Source organism: Ligilactobacillus sp. Marseille-Q7487 (assembly GCF_949152225.1).
Taxonomy (GTDB): domain Bacteria; phylum Bacillota; class Bacilli; order Lactobacillales; family Lactobacillaceae; genus Ligilactobacillus.
The window spans coordinates 573,114-589,161 of record NZ_CASCJC010000001.1; the positions used below are offsets into that span (position 1 = coordinate 573,114).

Consider the following 16,048-nt stretch of genomic DNA (forward strand, 5'->3'; position numbering starts at 1 on the left):
ATGATAAATTCTACCATAAATTGAAAAAAGATGTGCTTTTTTACGTATTTAAAGTAGGAGGTAGATAGCATGGAACTTTCTGAATTATATGGACGGCGCATTCCAGCAAGCCAAGTTCCTAAAGAATTGTTGGTTAATCAACAGATACGAAAATATCCCATGATTAAAGTAGAGAAAAAAACGATTCGCTGTTTACGTTGTGGTCAAGTAACGCCTAAGCAAGTAGCTTATTTGCCTGATAATCAGTATTATTGTCCAAGTTGTATTTTATTAGATCGCATGAGTACACTTGATTATTTAGTCGGTGTAGATGAACCTAACGCTTTTGTTAAGGAAAACTCAGAAGTGTTAACTTGGCAAGGTAAGTTATCCAAGTATCAACAACAATGTTCAAATGAACTTAAAAAATACGTTACTAGTGGTCATAAACATTTACTTTGGGCAGTTACTGGTGCAGGAAAAACCGAGATGTTGTTTGAATTGCTAGCACAAAATTTGCAAGAACAAAAAAGAATATGTCTAGCTTCACCTAGAGTTGATGTATGTAACGAACTTTATCCCAGATTACAACAAGCTTTTGGAAGGACAGACATTCAGTTATTACATGGTTCAGCTAATCAAAGCTATCGCTACACCCAATTAGTTATTTCTACGACGCATCAGCTTTTACGTTTTTATCATGCCTTTGATCTTTTAATCATTGATGAGGTTGATGCATTTCCTTTCGTGCATAATCGACAATTAGAATATGCAACCAAGCAAGCATTAAAAGTAGATGGAGCCTTGCTATATTTAACAGCTACACCAGATAAAGATTTACAAGCTAAAATCAAGCGTCATGAGTTTAGCGTTAGTTATTTACCGATGCGTTTTCATACGCATCCATTACCGCAAGCCAAAGTATTATTGCGCCCTAATTGGCAAGAAAAGTTACAAGGTAAGCATAAATTAGCACATTTAGATAAAATTTTAGCCAACTGGATTAAACGCCAAGAACCATTTTTGCTTTTTGTGCCACGCATTTCTTTACTACAACCTGTATTTGAAGCAATGCAAAATTTATTTCCAACACTAAAGGGGCAAACGGTCTATGCTAATGATGAACAACGAATTGAAAAAGTCCTGGCGATGCGGCAAGGTGAGTTTCAATATTTGGTTACAACTACAATTTTAGAGCGTGGGGTAACTTTTGCACGCTTAAATATTTTAATTTTGGGAGCTGATGATGAAGTCTTTAGTCTATCTGCTTTGGTTCAAATTGCTGGACGGGCAGGGCGAAGTTTACAACGACCTAAAGGTGATGTGTATTTTGTTTGTCACGAATATACTAAAACTATTAAAGGAGCAATTAAGCAAATTAAGTACTTAAATCAAAAAGCACAAAGGATGTTGCATGATGGCTAATTGTTTATTATGTGGGCGCTATTTGACTGATAAGTTTAGTTTTGGATGGTTATTTTCATGGCAAAAAATTATGACAACTTATGTTTGTCCGCGATGTTTGGCGCAATTTGAATCGTTACAAATAACGAGTTGTTGTCCAGGCTGTGGTCGTAAGCAGGAAACAAATGATTTATGTAAGGATTGTCAGCGTTGGCAAAAAATGGGGCTCGAACTCTTGAACAATAAAGCTTTGTATGTATACAACCAAAATATGATGAAAGATTATATTGAACGCTATAAATTTATGGGAGATTATCGTTGGCGCTTAGTTTTTCAAGAGCAATTTAGTCGTTTTGTTTTACAAAATTATTCCAAAGATTATATATATTGTCCAATACCAGTTGATAAACAAACCTATCAAACGAGGGGATTTAATCAGGTTATAGGACTATGTAAAGGTTTTAAGTTGACAGAATTAGTAGCATTTAAAGAGATAAAAGAGCGCAAGAAACAATCACATAAAACAAGGAAGCAACGAATGCTGACTGAACAACCTTTTATTTATATAGGACCAATTGATTTAAAGCAGCAAAATGTTGTTTTACTAGATGATATTTACACTACTGGACGGACGTTATATCATGCAGCAAATCTGTTAAGACAACATAATGCAGGCATGATTAAATCAATTACTTTAGCACGTTAAAAAAAATTGTAAACGCTTCACAAGGTTAGGATAAAACTTTTTTGTTGATTTTTAATACGTTATTTTTTGTAAAACAACCTTTTATGCGTTTTTTAGTATATAAAATAAATAAAAAAACACGTTTTAATATATCGAAAAAATTGTCGAAATTAGGTGGAAATATTTGTTAATTTAATCGTTTTCTATTATAATAGAAGTATAGAAAAGGTATTAAAAAATACCAAACTATATAAGTGTAGTTGCGACTGTATTTAGTCGTGAAAGGAGAGGTTTACCATGTTAAAAATAAATGTTCGTGGTGAAAATATCGAAGTTACTGGCGCAATCAGAGAATATGTTGAAAAGAAGCTTTATAAGCTTGAAAAATATTTTACTGATACATCCAGTTCAACGGCTCATGTAAACTTAAAGGTTTACACGGATAAAAATGCCAAGGTGGAGGTGACAATTCCGTTGCCATATCTGGTATTGCGAGCAGAAGAAACCTCGCCTGATATGTATGCAAGCATCGATTTAGTGACCGATAAATTGGAACGTCAAATTAGAAAGCATAAAACTAAATTGAACCGTAAATCTCGTGAAAAAGGTTATAAATCATTTGATTTTGTAGCTGAAGAGATTGCTCCTGTTGAAGAGAAAAAAGACGATAAAATTGAAATTGTTAGAACTAAGAGTGTCGCTTTAAAACCAATGGATAGTGAAGAAGCTGTCTTACAAATGGAAATGTTGGGACATAATTTCTTTATTTATGAAGATGCTGAAACTCAAGGGATTAACATTGTTTATCGTCGTCGTGATGGACGCTATGGTTTGATTGAAGCAAGCGATGAAGATTAAGAAATGATTAATAAAAATGCTCGGACAAAATGTTCGAGCATTTTTATTCTAAAAAAAATACTAATTTTTGATATAAACGTAATAGTGTTAATATGCTATGGTAATATAGTGGTTAGAAAAAAAGAAAACTTATTATAGATAGTTTTAATTCTTAATAAATAATGATAAAATGTAGTTTGGTATACTAGAATTAGTAATTATTTAAAGTTTAATTTTTGTGATAGCATAGAAAGGAATTATGACATGGCGAATGTCTTAAAAAAATGGGTTGAAAGTGATAAGCGCGAACTCAACCGTTTAGGAAAAATCGCAGATAAGGTTGAAGCGTATGCAAGTACGATGGAGTCCTTATCTGATGAAGAATTACAAGCAAAAACTCCAGAATTAAAGCAACGTTATCAAGATGGCGCAACCTTAGATGATATTTTACCTGAAGCCTTTGCAGTAGCGCGTGAAGCTGCGCGTCGTGTTTTAGGTTTGTATCCATATCGTGTACAAATCATTGGGGGAATCATCTTACATGAAGGTAATATTCCTGAAATGAAGACTGGTGAAGGTAAAACTTTGACAGCAACGATGCCAGTTTATTTAAATGCTCTTGCAGGTGAAGGTGTTCATGTTGTTACGGTTAATGAATATTTGGCAGACCGTGATGCAACAGAGATGGGTGAATTGTATAATTGGTTAGGTCTGAGTGTAGGTTTAAACATTGCAAGTAAGAGCCCTGAAGAAAAACGTGAAGCGTATGCAGCCGATATTACTTATTCGACTAACAGTGAGCTAGGTTTTGATTATTTACGCGATAACATGGTTGTCTACAAAGAAGACATGGTGCAACGTCCATTGAATTTTGTGATTGTCGATGAAGTTGACTCTATTTTAATTGATGAAGCTAGAACTCCATTGATTATTTCAGGCCAAGCGACTGGAACGACAACACTTTATATTCGTACAGACCGTTTTGCCAAGACATTAACAAACGAAGCTGACTATAAGATTGATTTAGAATCTAAAACTGTTTCTTTAACTGAAGAAGGTATTCAAAAAGCAGAACAATACTTTGGATTAGAAAATCTCTATGATCCAGATAACACTGCATTAAATCATCATTTAGATAATGCATTACGTGCTAATTACATTATGATTCGTGATAAAGACTATGTTGTTCAAGAAGGCGAAGTTTTAATCGTTGATCAATTTACTGGTCGTATCATGGATGGACGTCGTTATTCTGATGGTTTGCACCAAGCAATCGAAGCTAAAGAACGTGTTGATATCGAAGAAGAAACGAAGACAATGGCTAACATCACTTATCAAAACTTTTTTAGAATGTATAAAAAGCTAGCAGGAATGACCGGTACTGCTAAGACCGAACAAGAAGAATTCCGTGAAATTTACAACATGGATGTTATTAGCGTGCCAACTAATAGACCTGTAATTCGTGATGACCGTCCAGATTTACTTTATCCAACATTGAAGAGTAAGTTTATGGCAGTAGTTGAAGATATCAAGACACGTCATCAAGCTGGTCAACCAATCTTGGTAGGTACTGTAGCTGTTGAAACGTCTGAATTGTTATCTCACTTACTTGATCAAGCAGGTATTGCACATGCTGTATTGAATGCTAAAAATCATGCACGTGAAGCAGAAATTATTATGAATGCTGGTCAACGTGGTGCAGTTACGATTGCAACTAACATGGCTGGTCGTGGTACTGATATTAAATTAGGACCTGGTGTTAAAGAACTAGGTGGTTTAGCAGTTATTGGGACTGAACGTCATGAATCACGTCGTATTGATAATCAGTTACGTGGACGTTCAGGACGTCAAGGTGATCCTGGTGTAACACAATTTTATCTTTCATTGGAAGATGATTTGATGTTGCGTTTTGGTTCTGAAAGAATCAAGATGTTTTTAGAAAAGATGAAAGTTGCAGATGAAGATGCGGTTATTCAATCTAAGATGATTTCACGTCAAGTTGAATCTGCACAAAAACGTGTGGAAGGTAATAACTATGATACACGTAAGCAAGTTTTACAATACGATGATGTTATGCGTGCTCAACGTGAAGTTATCTACAAGCAACGTCAACAAGTTATTTTAGAAGAAAATTCCTTAAAAGATGTTATCATGTCTATGATTAAGCGTACGGTAGAACATACCGTGCAAATGCATACACAAGGCGATAAGAGTGCATGGGATTTAAATGGAATCTTAGATTTTGCAATTGCTGTTATGGTTAATGAAGATAGTATTACTATCGGTGATTTAACAGGTAAGAGCCAACAAGAATTAATCGATTACTTGATGCAACGAGCAGAAAGCAACTATGCAATGAAGACAAAACAACTTTATGATGCTAGTCAAATGTTAGAATTTGAAAAAGTTGTTATTTTACGTGTTGTTGACTCTCGTTGGACAGATCATATCGATGAGATGGATCAATTACGTCAATCGATTGGTTTGCGTGGTTATGGGCAATTAAATCCATTGGTTGAATATCAATCTGATGGTTATCAAATGTTTGAACAAATGATTGGTGATATTGAATATGACGTTTCACGTTTATTCTTGAAAGCTGAAATTCGTCAAAACATTAAACGTTAATAAGTCTGAAAATGGACTAGGGCCCAAAGCTTTGGTCCGTTTTTATTAAAGGAGATAGTTTATCATGGAATACAGTGATTACAAACGCGAAATTACACAGATGAATGATAAAATTTCAGACTTTAGGGGGTCTCTTTGACTTAGAAGGTCTGGAAGCTAATATTGCAGAAAACGAACAAAAAATGGCTGAACCTGATTTTTGGAATGATCAACAAGCTGCACAAAAATTAATTAATGAAAATAATGAATTAAAAAATAAATATGAAAACTTTCACCAATTAAGTGAAGGGGTTGAAGAGCTAGAAATTTTGTTAGAAATGGCCCAAGAAGACTCAAATATTATGGAAGAATTAGCTCAACAATATGATTTGTTATCCCAAAAGTTACAGGCTTATCAGATGAGTCTTTTATTTAATGAAAAGTATGATAAGGATAATGCTATTGTAGAAATTCATCCTGGTGCTGGTGGAACCGAGTCACAAGATTGGGGTTCGATGCTTTTACGCATGTATCAACGTTGGGCTGAACAACATGGATTCAAAGTGGATGTTTTGGATTATCAAGTAGGTGATGAAGCGGGAATTAAAAGTGTGACCTTAATGATTGAAGGCCTAAATGCTTATGGTTATTTGCGCAGTGAACGTGGAGTACATCGACTAGTGCGGATTTCACCGTTTGATTCAGCAGGAAGACGGCATACTTCATTTGCTTCAGTCAATGTAATGCCAGAACTTGATGATGATGTTGAAATTGAATTAAGACCAGAAGATATTAAGATGGAGGTTTTCCGTGCGAGTGGTGCTGGAGGACAGCATATTAACAAAACTTCATCTGCGGTAAGATTGATTCACATTCCAACAGGAATAGTTGTTTCTAGTCAAGCACAACGTTCGCAATTTCAAAATAGAGCAACAGCTGAAAGTATGTTACGTTCTAAGTTATATCAAATTGAAATGGAAGAGCAAGAAAAGAAACGTGCTGCAATTCAAGGTGAACAACTTGATATTGGTTGGGGCTCACAAATTCGTTCGTATGTTTTCCATCCATATTCGATGGTTAAAGATCATCGTACTAATTTTGAAACAGGAAATGTTCAAGCAGTTATGGATGGCGATTTAGATGGTTTTATTAATGCTTATTTGCAATGGAAGTTACAAAAACAAAATCCACAATAAAGCGACTGCAACAAAAGCCACTGAAATGAAACGATTTTGTAAAGTTAGTGCAATCTTAATAGTTGGAATAATTGCTATAATTAACATTGTCGATAAAGTTAGTATTAAACTTTGGAAAGGAAAAGCCATATTGTAAGATGATATGGCGTGGCATAAATCGTGATTGAATATAAAAATGTTTATAAAACATATCCTAATAACGTATCAGCAATTAATGGATTATCAGTCAAAATTAACCAGGGTGATTTTGTTTATGTTGTTGGACCAAGTGGAGCAGGAAAATCAACTTTTATTAAGATGATGTATCGCGAAGAAAAACCTACTTCTGGTCATATTCAAGTTAATGCATATTGTTTGGAAAGTATTAAAAATTATGAAATTCCACACTTCAGAAGAGAACTTGGAATTGTTTTTCAAGACTTTAAGTTGCTTCCACGCTTGACGGTTTTTGAAAACGTAGCTTATGCACTTGAAGTTATCGAAAAATCTCCTGATGAGATTCAAAAACGTGTAGTCCATGTATTGGAATTAGTTGGACTAGACAAAAAACAAAATAGCTTTCCTAATGAGCTTTCAGGTGGTGAACAACAACGTGTTGCAATTGCACGTGCAATTGCAAATCGTCCGGGGATTTTAATTGCCGATGAACCAACCGGAAATCTTGATCCTGAAAATGCTGAGATTATCATGGATATTTTAGAAAAAATCAATAAACAAGGAACGACTATTGTTATGGCGACGCATAATAGCCATATTGTTAACGAGTACCGTCATAGAGTTTTAGAAATTTCTGGTGGTAAAATCGTTCGTGATCAAGAAGGAGGTTTGTATGAAGATGAAGAAACAAACAATTAAACGCCACTTGATCGAAAGTTTAAAGAGTTTAAAGCGTAATACAAGGATGTCAATAGCCGCTATTGGTGCGGTAACCGTGACGTTGTTGTTAGTTGGTGTATTGTTGTCGATTATCTTTAACGTCAATAAAGTTGCAAATGATATTCAAAATGATGTCCAGGTTCGAGTAGTTATCGATCGTGGAACAAATAAAGAACAACAAGCGGTATTGAAAAAGAAATTAGCCAAAATTGATGGTGTAGAAGATATCAAATTTTCTAGTCGTAAGCAAGAATTAGAAAATGTTGTTGGAACTTATGGAAAAGAATTTAATCTCTTTAAGGGAGACGACAATCCACTTTATGATGTGTTTGTCGTTCAAGCAAGTTCTCCTGAGATGACATTAAAAGTTGCTAAGCAGGCTAAGAAACTCCGCAATGTTTATGATACTAAATATGGCGGAGCATCTGCTAAGAAGCTCTTTAAAGTTGTTGCCAACATTCAACGTTGGGGGATTTTGATTAGTTTATTACTTTTATTTGTAGCTGTCTTTTTAATTTCTAATACAATTCGGATTGCGATTTTTTCACGTAAAGATGAAATTCAAATTATGCGACTCGTAGGTGCTACAAATAGCTTTATTCGTTGGCCTTTTATTCTTGAAGGGGCTTGGACTGGTTTGTTAGGTGCAATTTTACCCATAATCGTTGTTGACGTGGGGTATATTTGGGCTTATGGGATTCTTTCAGATTCTTTGCGAGGCACAAGTTATCATTTAATTGCACCACATGTTTTCTTGTTTGAAATCGATTTGTTAATGGCATTGATTGGTTTGATAATCGGGGCATTAGGAGCAGGAATTTCGATGCGACGCTTCTTGAAACTATAAAATAGTAAATAAAAAGGCTCTTGTTAGCGATATTTAATCGTTGATAAGAACCTTTTTTTATTTAATATAAGTTTAATTTATAGACGCAAAATGAATTTAAATATTCCAAGCAAGTTAATATCAAAAATGGCAAAAGTTAGTTACAATTAGATAACGAAAAAAATTTAAGGACTGTTATTAAAAATGGACAAATATTTTTATTTTGAGTTAATTGTAATTAGCTTGATTTTTATTTTATATTTTGGCGGACATAAGTATCGCTTTATGAAGCTAGGTTTGATGTTAGTGATGCTTATTACTACAGGAATTTACTTGATTTGGAGAACGTTTTATACGTTACCAACGTCAAGTATAGCAAGTTTAATTGTAGGGATATTGTTATTAGCAGCTGAATGGTTAGGATTTGCAAATTCGGCAGTATTTTATTTTTTATTTTCTAAAGATTTTAAACGTCCGCTAAAAACAGTTGATGATTTATCTGAATTACCAAGTATTGATGTTTATATTGCAACTTATAATGAAAGTATTGATATTTTGAAACGTACGCTTGTAGCAGCAACACTATAGGATTATCCGGATAAAAGTAAGGTTAATGTTTATGTTTGTGATGATGGAAGTCGCTTAAGTGTTAAAAAAATATGTGCAGAATATGGAGCGACACATATCACACGCAAAACTCATGAACATGCTAAAGCAGGAAATTTAAATAATGCATTGAGTATTACAGATGGTGAGTTGATCTTGATTTTAGATGCGGATATGATTCCAAGACAAGATATGCTCATGCGTATGGTTGGTTATTTTAGTAATCCTAAACTAGCCTTTATTCAAGCACCACAAACCTTTTATAATGAGGATCCTTATCAATTTAACTTATTTGCTGCTGAAGAATTAGGTTCTGATCAAGATTTTTTCATGCGCGATATTCAGCAACATAAAGATTATTTTAATGCCGTTATGTTTATTGGCTCAAATGCTTTATTTAGACGTAAAGCGTTAGAGGATATTGGTGGTTTTAGTGTTGGTGTAATTACCGAAGATATGGCTACAGGTATGTTATTGCACAGTAGAGGTTGGCATGCTTATGCACTTTCAGAAAATTTAGCAAGCGGATTGCAACCAGAAAGTTTTGCAGACATGGTAAGTCAACGTGATCGCTGGGGACGTGGCAATATTCAGGTTTTGCGTAAATGGAATCCCTTAAAAATCAAAGGACTAAGTTTAATTCAGCGTATTTTTTATATAGATGGTATCTTATATTGGTTTTATGGCTTAAAAAAATTAATTTTTATATTGGCTCCTGTTTGTTATTTATGCTTTGGTGTTTTGTGTATGAATGTTGAATTTACTACTTTAGTATGGTTTTGGGGTCCAACTTTTATTGCGTCACATCTTTCTTTTGATTTGATTGCTAAAGGTAAGCAGTCATTATTTGTGAGCAATTTATATGAAACATCGCTTTCTGTTCATATGTCAAAGGCAATTTTAGCCGAAGTATTTTTTAAAAAGCATGATAAGTTTGTGGTTACTAACAAAGGGATAAATACCAAACACTGGTACTATAACTGGCGTTTAGCTTGGCCGTTATTTATAATATGGATATTGTCATTATATGGAATAATAAAAGCTATTTTGATTTTGTTAGGTTTACCTTCGAGTATTGAGGAAAATAGTATCTATCTTAATATTTTTTGGGCAATCTATAATTTATTTAGTATTACATTGGCTTTGTTTATGTGTATGGAACGTCCACGTTACCGTAAAGCTGAAAGATTTGTAGTCCAAAAAAAAGCTAAGGTTCAACTTGATAATCAACAACTAATTGAAGCTTTTGTTGTTGATTTAAGTGAATACGGCGCACATATAAAATTAATAAATTATAGTACTAAGCAGCAAAAATTAAGTGGATGGCTATTAATAGATGATCAAAAAATTGCTTTTGAAACACAAAGAATAACAATTACTGAACAACAAAAAGATGTCTATATAGGTTGTAAATTTACTACTGTAACTAAGCAACAATATAGTTATTTGATTACACAGACCTATGCACAAAAATCAACTCAAATTGTTCAACCGATTAAAAAAAATCGGATGTTTAGAGTACTTTTTTCTTGGATTATTAAACATAAAAAGTTGAGAAGTGTGAAATAAGGTGGCAAAATGCGAAAGAAAATCTTAGTAAGATTGACACTTATTATGGGACTTTTGATAATTTGCTTACAAGTATTTTTTAGTACTTATTTACGCAATACGGAGTTTCATGCAGAAATTAAAAATCTAGAAGTGACAGTTAAGCAGTCAATTCAAAATTATCAGATGCTTGAAAAATATCAAAAACAAGCACGCAATTTATTTGCAAAAGATTATTTTAAACGGGTACAGATAGCCCAAATAATTACAAATGAAAAGAATTTAGCCCAATTAAATACCAATCAATGGCAAGAAACTTTAAATTTTTTAGGAATACAGATAATTAATATCTTAAATGAGCATGCAGTTGTTGTACAAAGTAGTCAACCGCAAAATATTGGGTTGAAATTGTTACAAATAGGTGAACTTAGGCAATTAATGAATAATGCAGCTAAAAAATATATACTAGATTTGAATGGTAAAGATCCTGTAACGAAACAAAAGACTATTTATTTAGTGTGCAAATTGAGTGCTACAACTAGCATGCAGCTGCAAATCCCTTATAGTGAATGGCAAAGCTATCAACGTCAAGCAACTTTAAAACAGTTGACCAAAGCAATTCCCACACAGGCTAGCCGTACATTGTTTGTGTTAAATGAAAACAATAAGCTGTTAGCACTTTCTTGGAATAATACACAAAAAGTAAATATTGACAATCGATTAAAACAGGTCAAAAAGGCAACCAAAAATCCGATTATTGTTGAATTTAATCAAAAAAAGGTGTTGATGGTAGCAAAAAAATATGCCGATAAGTATTTTGTATATACATCACAGCTAAATAAAATCGAGCAAAAAATCTTGGGACAATTAGGCAATGTCATTTTTTTCATGCTAATTTTGTTATTGGTTGCATTATTAGTGGTTTACTTTATGATGGATCGGTTGGTTTTAAAAGATATTGAATCTTTAAATTTCTTGACGAAACGTTTTTGTCAAGGTTACAACGTGAAATTTTCTAACTATCATACACCTGAATTAAATGGCCTGGCTCAAAATTTGAGCAAGTTAATTAATGTAATTGGAACTAAAAATGAACATTTATCTAGTGTAGTTTCGCTTTTAGGTGATAACTTTGGTGCGTATGAGTATTATCGCGAACTTAATCAACTATATTATTCTAAAAATTTACCTAACTTGCTAGGTATAAGCGAAGAAGAATGTGTTGTGAAACTTAAAGAACAATTGAAAAAAGAGGGACAACGCTTAAATGAATTACCAGATGAAAATGCAAAAATCGAAAATAGCAGCATTTTTAAAACTGTTGATGGTAAAACTTTGTTAGGACATCATACTTATTCAAAACAGATATCGTATACTTTTTTTGAAGATGTTACTGAAGAGCAAAATATTAAAGAAAATTTAAAAGCAACCTTACAAAAGGCACAAAATGAAAATTATTTGGATTCGTTGACTAAATTATATAACCGTAAGATGCTAATCAAAAAGCTTACTAATATTATTAAACAAAAAGATCCTCAAGGAATTATCTTATTTATGGATATGGACAATTTCAAGGAAATTAATGACCAATTTGGACACTTACAAGGCGACATTTTACTAAAAGAATTTGCCGATATTTTGCGTGCTCAATTTGGGAATGATGCCGTTAAGGTCAGATTAGGTGGCGATGAATTCGTGGTTGTTTTGACGCATGCCATCGAAAAACAACTATTAGAAAAGAAATTGACTAATTTTTTAAAGGTTGTCAATGAAAAATTATTTGCAAAATATCATAATGTTAATTTAACAGTTAGTATTGGAGCAGCTTATATCATACCTCAATTCGATGATATAGATAGTTTATACCAAAAAGCCGATGAGGCAATGTATTATGCTAAAAAGCATGGTAAAAATAATTTTTATATAATCTAGTTTTAAAGGGATTGAGAAAAAGGTACCAGTCTGGACATAAGAATAGCTGATTGAATTTCTAAAAATGAAATTTGATCAGCCATTTTTCTATTATGTCTATTTTTGGTTCGTTTTTTTAGGGATTTTATCCCTCTTTTTTGGAATAAATGCCATAATTTTGATATGTTAATCGCCAGAAGTAGTAATCCTAATTCATTTCGAACTGCTTTTTCACCTCTAACGCGTACTCGGCGCACGCCAAAATTATCCTTCATATCTCCGAAAATTGTTTCAACATCTGTTCATCTTCTTGGTAGATAGTTGAACCTTTTTCGCTAGAAAGGTTTTCTTTAGCTTTATGTTTTAAATATTCCCAGTTTAAGTTTATTGATTTAGTCCGTTGTTGGCCTTTTTAAGTTTTCGTTAATTGTTCTAATTTCTTTGTTGCTTGAAATTTATTAGCTACGTAGACTTTAAAATCTCGTTTAACCCCATATTTATCCACACGAGAACTATATCTTTGAAACTTAAATACGACTCCATCAGGGTCTGTATAATAATCATCTTTATCGTGATATGTCCAATTGTTAATATTTTGTGGATCTCTTTGGTATTTACGACTTTGTTCTTTTTGATACGTTCCGTAAGGAATCAATGGAATCTTTTCAAACTTGTCAATAACTGCTTGATAATTAATTTCACTGCCATAGCCTGCATCCGCAACAATGTATTTAAATAAATTCAAATTAGAAAAAGACTTCAAAAAAGGTACCAACGTCCGTGTATCCGTTGGATTAGGGAAGATATCATAGTGTAAAACAAAACGACCGCTGGTCGCAATTTGTAAATTATAAGCAGGTTTTAATTGACTATTTTGTATGTGGTCTTCTTTTAAGCGCATAAAAGTAGCGTCAGTATCTGTTTTCGAGAAACTATTGCGATTTTTGAAAATTTCTCTATCACGTTCATACTTCACTTTTCTAGGAAGAAAATCTTCTTTCAATTTACGTTTGATACTCTTTAATTTACGACGAACACGTTTGTTTTTTGAACCCCCTTTTATAATCTTAGGTTCGGCTTCAATTTCTTTTTCCAACTCAACTAGTTTAATATCAGTTTCTTTGATAAGTTCTTTTATTGCATCACTAGAACCTAACATATCCTTTGAAATAGCGATATCAACTTGATGTTGAATTAATTGATCATAAGTATTAGCGACTTTTTCATCGAGTGATTTTTCAAATTTAGTTACGGCGTTTTTCTAAGTGAAACTGTAACGATTAGCGTCAGCTTCTAATTTAGTACCATCAATAAATAAAGCATCATCGCTATCTAACATATCATTTTGAGATAAAAGTAGGGGAAATAAGACAAAAGCATTTTGAATAATCTTTTTAGCGTGATCACTAGAACGAAAATTATTAATAGTTTTATAGCTAACAGGAGTATTACCACTTAACCACATCATAGGAAGGTAATACTGATTTAATTTAGCAATCTTTCTGCCAGAAAAACAGCTTCATGGTAAGTAAAAAGTGTCATTTTTAGTAGCATAGCCGGATGAAAAGCAGGCCGACCGGTATGTGAAGTCTCTTCTGAAAGAATATTAAATAAAATTGAGTCCACGAAGTGGCTGATTAAAACCGCAATATGGTCAGATGGTAATTTTAATGAATAAGTAGTAATATCTAATTCTAGTTCAGATGTGTTATAATTTTTGTACATGGTTAACCTCTCCTTTATTGGTTTTAGGGAACTTAATATTAACAGGAGATTAGCCATAAGAAAAGGCCTACGCCAAATTTTTTGACGTGAGCCTTTTTTCTATTGAAACTGAGTTTTTTCCCAGCTCCTTTCTCTTTTTTAGAACTGTAACATATTATTTTTATTACAGATTTTGTGAAAATTTTAAATGCTAAGCAAAGCAAGTGTGGCTAAAAGATTAATCAATAGATGAATCGTCCAATTAACGGTTAAGTTATTATGTCTACGATAACTGTAAGCCAATAACCAACCTATACCCATGTAGAGTAAAAAGCCGATTACAGAATTGTTAAGATGGACTAAACCAAAAAGAAAGCCACTAAAAAACAATGCCCAACCGTAGTTTTTGGGAGAAAATGAATTAATTAAAATTCCCCGAAATAGTAATTCTTCACACAATGGTGCAAACAAAACAGTCATACATGCCATCATCGCTTTGAGTGCAGGACTATAAGAAAAAAGTTGGCTAATTACTTGATTGTTTTGGGTTTCTGTATTATTTGAAAGCAAAGAGTATATGATATTTAAACCATAAATAGCGACAAAAACTAATAAAACGGTTTTAATTTGACCTTTAGTTAAGGGTTTAAAGATTTTTTTAGTTAATGGTTTTAATGTCTTGATTAAAAAAAAGATTGCTACAAGATACAAAAATATAAACAACAACCAAGCTGCCCAGATAGGAGCTTTATTTTTGATTACAAAAACGATGGCTAGTTGCGGTGTAGAGATTAGAGTCAATAGTAAAACGAAACGTAAAATATACCAAAATTTTATCATTATACGTGAGCGAGACATGAAGTACCATCCTTAAAAATATTGATTAAAATGTTGTAGATTCATTATAACATTTAATCAGATAAGCGTCATCGCAAAAAAAAGAAGCTCTCGTTAATGAAAGCTTCTTTTCATAAATATTATAAACCAAAGATTGCCTTGTAAAGTAAAGCAGCAGAAATACCTGCGCAAATTGGGGCTAAAACAGGCACCCAAGCATAATCCCATTGAGAAAAACCTTTGTGTTTTAAAGGTAAGATAGCGTGTAATAAACGTGGACCAAAGTCACGTGCTGGATTTAAAGCAGGACCTGTTGGACCACCAAAAGAAGTTACCAACACCATTACAAGCAAACCAATACCGATGAAACCAGCGCCTTGGTTACCATGATCAAAAATTGGTGAATGTGTGATTGCTAAAGCGCCAAAAATTAACACAAAAGTACCGAAGTATTCGTTGATGAAAGCATATAAGTGGCTCTTTGTAGCACAGATAGTTGAGAATGTACCTAAGATACTTTCAGGATCTTCTGTTAAATCGTAATGTGGTTTAAAGCAAGCAACAATAACAGCTTGACCAACGATAGCACCGAGTAATTGCATTGAGATATAAGGTAAAACTTGTGACCAAGGGAAATCTCCAGCAAAAGCCAAACCTAGGGTCATAGCAGGGTTGATTTGACAACCAGATACACTACCAAACATCAAAGCCGGTACCATAACAGCAAAACCGTATCCAACAGCAATGATAATCCAACCGTTGCGATATCCCTTTGTCCCTTTTAATTCAACGTTGGCAACAGAACCGTTACCTAAAATAACCATAATAGCCGTACCGAAAAATTCGGCAGCAAGTTTCGTCATGAATGGAAAGTCCATGATGTCCTCCTAAAAATAAATGATTTAATGAAATTCTGAACAAGTGCTTACACACTTACTTCAACACTTTTCCTATAATACATTTTTGCATGGAAACAGTCAATAATAACTGAAAATAAAACGTGAAAAAAACACGAAATATGAAAAGAAGTAG

General features: G+C 33.2%; 15 protein-coding genes and 1 pseudogene. 11 read left to right on the top strand and 5 right to left on the bottom strand.

Annotation, left to right across the window (positions count from 1 at the left end; translation table 11 throughout):
• Positions 1-69 precede the first annotated feature (69 nt).
• From QM017_RS02805 to QM017_RS02855, 11 genes and pseudogenes are all read left to right on the top strand, one after another.
• Positions 70-1,404 carry a DEAD/DEAH box helicase family protein gene (locus QM017_RS02805; RefSeq protein WP_282708799.1) on the top strand — a complete coding sequence of 445 codons (1,335 nt, stop codon included), beginning with the start codon at positions 70-72 and terminating at the stop codon, positions 1,402-1,404.
• Positions 1,397-2,089 carry a phosphoribosyltransferase family protein gene (locus tag QM017_RS02810; RefSeq protein WP_282708800.1) on the top strand — a complete coding sequence of 231 codons (693 nt, stop codon included), beginning with the start codon at positions 1,397-1,399 and terminating at the stop codon, positions 2,087-2,089. Before QM017_RS02805 ends, QM017_RS02810 begins: the two co-directional genes overlap by 8 nt.
• Positions 2,090-2,365: 276 nt before the next feature.
• Entirely contained in the window at positions 2,366-2,926 is a 561-nt protein-coding gene (gene raiA / locus QM017_RS02815) for a ribosome-associated translation inhibitor RaiA (protein ID WP_178195769.1), read from the top strand.
• Between the two features lie 243 nt (positions 2,927-3,169).
• The gene (gene secA, locus QM017_RS02820; protein WP_178195767.1) at positions 3,170-5,533 is read left to right on the top strand and encodes a preprotein translocase subunit SecA; all 2,364 of its coding nucleotides are present in this window, start codon (positions 3,170-3,172) and stop codon (positions 5,531-5,533) included.
• A 64-nt stretch (positions 5,534-5,597) separates the two neighbouring features.
• Positions 5,598-6,708, top strand: a protein-coding gene (gene prfB, locus QM017_RS02825) for a peptide chain release factor 2 (protein ID WP_178195765.1) whose coding sequence is annotated in 2 segments (ribosomal slippage) — positions 5,598-5,669 and positions 5,671-6,708 — 1,110 coding nt in all. Because the reading frame shifts where the segments join, the coding sequence is not laid out codon by codon here.
• Positions 6,709-6,867: 159 nt separating this feature from the next.
• Positions 6,868-7,563, top strand: a complete 696-nt coding sequence (ftsE, locus tag QM017_RS02830; RefSeq protein ID WP_178195763.1) for a cell division ATP-binding protein FtsE — start codon at positions 6,868-6,870, stop codon at positions 7,561-7,563.
• A complete protein-coding gene (ftsX, locus tag QM017_RS02835) occupies positions 7,544-8,431 on the top strand; it encodes a permease-like cell division protein FtsX (protein ID WP_178195871.1) in 888 nt (295 codons plus the stop codon). Before ftsE ends, ftsX begins: the two co-directional genes overlap by 20 nt.
• A 183-nt stretch (positions 8,432-8,614) precedes the next feature.
• Positions 8,615-8,998 carry a hypothetical protein gene (locus QM017_RS02840; RefSeq protein WP_282708802.1) on the top strand — a complete coding sequence of 128 codons (384 nt, stop codon included), beginning with the start codon at positions 8,615-8,617 and terminating at the stop codon, positions 8,996-8,998.
• A gap of 27 nt (positions 8,999-9,025) precedes the next feature.
• Positions 9,026-9,787: pseudogene (locus QM017_RS02845) on the top strand (cellulose synthase catalytic subunit); the annotation flags it as partial.
• Positions 9,788-10,171: 384 nt separating this feature from the next.
• A complete protein-coding gene (locus tag QM017_RS02850; protein ID WP_282709548.1) occupies positions 10,172-10,585 on the top strand; it encodes a PilZ domain-containing protein in 414 nt (137 codons plus the stop codon).
• 9 nt (positions 10,586-10,594) lie between these two features.
• Complete coding sequence (locus QM017_RS02855) at positions 10,595-12,496, top strand: GGDEF domain-containing protein (RefSeq protein ID WP_282708803.1); 1,902 nt, start codon at positions 10,595-10,597, stop codon at positions 12,494-12,496.
• A gap of 391 nt (positions 12,497-12,887) precedes the next feature.
• On the opposite strand, the gene QM017_RS02860 is transcribed toward QM017_RS02855, so the two are convergent.
• The 5 genes from QM017_RS02860 to QM017_RS02880 all read right to left on the bottom strand — a co-directional run bounded on the left by QM017_RS02860 (position 12,888) and on the right by QM017_RS02880 (position 15,894).
• Entirely contained in the window at positions 12,888-13,634 is a 747-nt protein-coding gene (locus QM017_RS02860; RefSeq protein WP_282708804.1) for a transposase, read from the bottom strand.
• Between the two features lie 102 nt (positions 13,635-13,736).
• Positions 13,737-13,943 (bottom strand): hypothetical protein, encoded by a 207-nt coding sequence (locus tag QM017_RS02865; protein WP_282708805.1) that lies wholly within the window; start codon positions 13,941-13,943, stop codon positions 13,737-13,739.
• Between the two features lie 17 nt (positions 13,944-13,960).
• Complete coding sequence (locus tag QM017_RS02870; RefSeq protein ID WP_282708806.1) at positions 13,961-14,200, bottom strand: hypothetical protein; 240 nt, start codon at positions 14,198-14,200, stop codon at positions 13,961-13,963.
• 183 nt (positions 14,201-14,383) lie between these two features.
• Positions 14,384-15,037 carry a type II CAAX endopeptidase family protein gene (locus tag QM017_RS02875; protein ID WP_282708807.1) on the bottom strand — a complete coding sequence of 218 codons (654 nt, stop codon included), beginning with the start codon at positions 15,035-15,037 and terminating at the stop codon, positions 14,384-14,386.
• Between the two features lie 119 nt (positions 15,038-15,156).
• Positions 15,157-15,894, bottom strand: coding sequence for an MIP/aquaporin family protein (locus QM017_RS02880; RefSeq protein ID WP_282708809.1), 738 nt, complete (start codon positions 15,892-15,894; stop codon positions 15,157-15,159).
• Positions 15,895-16,048: the final 154 nt, after the last annotated feature.

Bases quoted from the DNA above. Each gene is read 5' to 3' on its own strand.
- QM017_RS02840 (WP_282708802.1), top strand. From the start codon at position 8,615: ATGGACAAATATTTTTATTTTGAGTTAATTGTAATTAGCTTGATTTTT.
- QM017_RS02805 (WP_282708799.1), top strand. From the start codon at position 70: ATGGAACTTTCTGAATTATATGGACGGCGCATTCCAGCAAGCCAAGTT.
- QM017_RS02865 (WP_282708805.1), bottom strand. From the start codon at position 13,943: ATGATGTGGTTAAGTGGTAATACTCCTGTTAGCTATAAAACTATTAAT.
- QM017_RS02855 (WP_282708803.1), top strand. From the start codon at position 10,595: ATGCGAAAGAAAATCTTAGTAAGATTGACACTTATTATGGGACTTTTG.
- QM017_RS02880 (WP_282708809.1), bottom strand. From the start codon at position 15,894: ATGGACTTTCCATTCATGACGAAACTTGCTGCCGAATTTTTCGGTACG.
- QM017_RS02875 (WP_282708807.1), bottom strand. From the start codon at position 15,037: ATGTCTCGCTCACGTATAATGATAAAATTTTGGTATATTTTACGTTTC.
- QM017_RS02850 (WP_282709548.1), top strand. From the start codon at position 10,172: ATGGAACGTCCACGTTACCGTAAAGCTGAAAGATTTGTAGTCCAAAAA.
- secA (WP_178195767.1), top strand. From the start codon at position 3,170: ATGGCGAATGTCTTAAAAAAATGGGTTGAAAGTGATAAGCGCGAACTC.
- QM017_RS02860 (WP_282708804.1), bottom strand. From the start codon at position 13,634: ATGTTAGGTTCTAGTGATGCAATAAAAGAACTTATCAAAGAAACTGAT.
- QM017_RS02870 (WP_282708806.1), bottom strand. From the start codon at position 14,200: ATGTACAAAAATTATAACACATCTGAACTAGAATTAGATATTACTACT.
- ftsX (WP_178195871.1), top strand. From the start codon at position 7,544: ATGAAGAAACAAACAATTAAACGCCACTTGATCGAAAGTTTAAAGAGT.
- QM017_RS02810 (WP_282708800.1), top strand. From the start codon at position 1,397: ATGGCTAATTGTTTATTATGTGGGCGCTATTTGACTGATAAGTTTAGT.
- raiA (WP_178195769.1), top strand. From the start codon at position 2,366: ATGTTAAAAATAAATGTTCGTGGTGAAAATATCGAAGTTACTGGCGCA.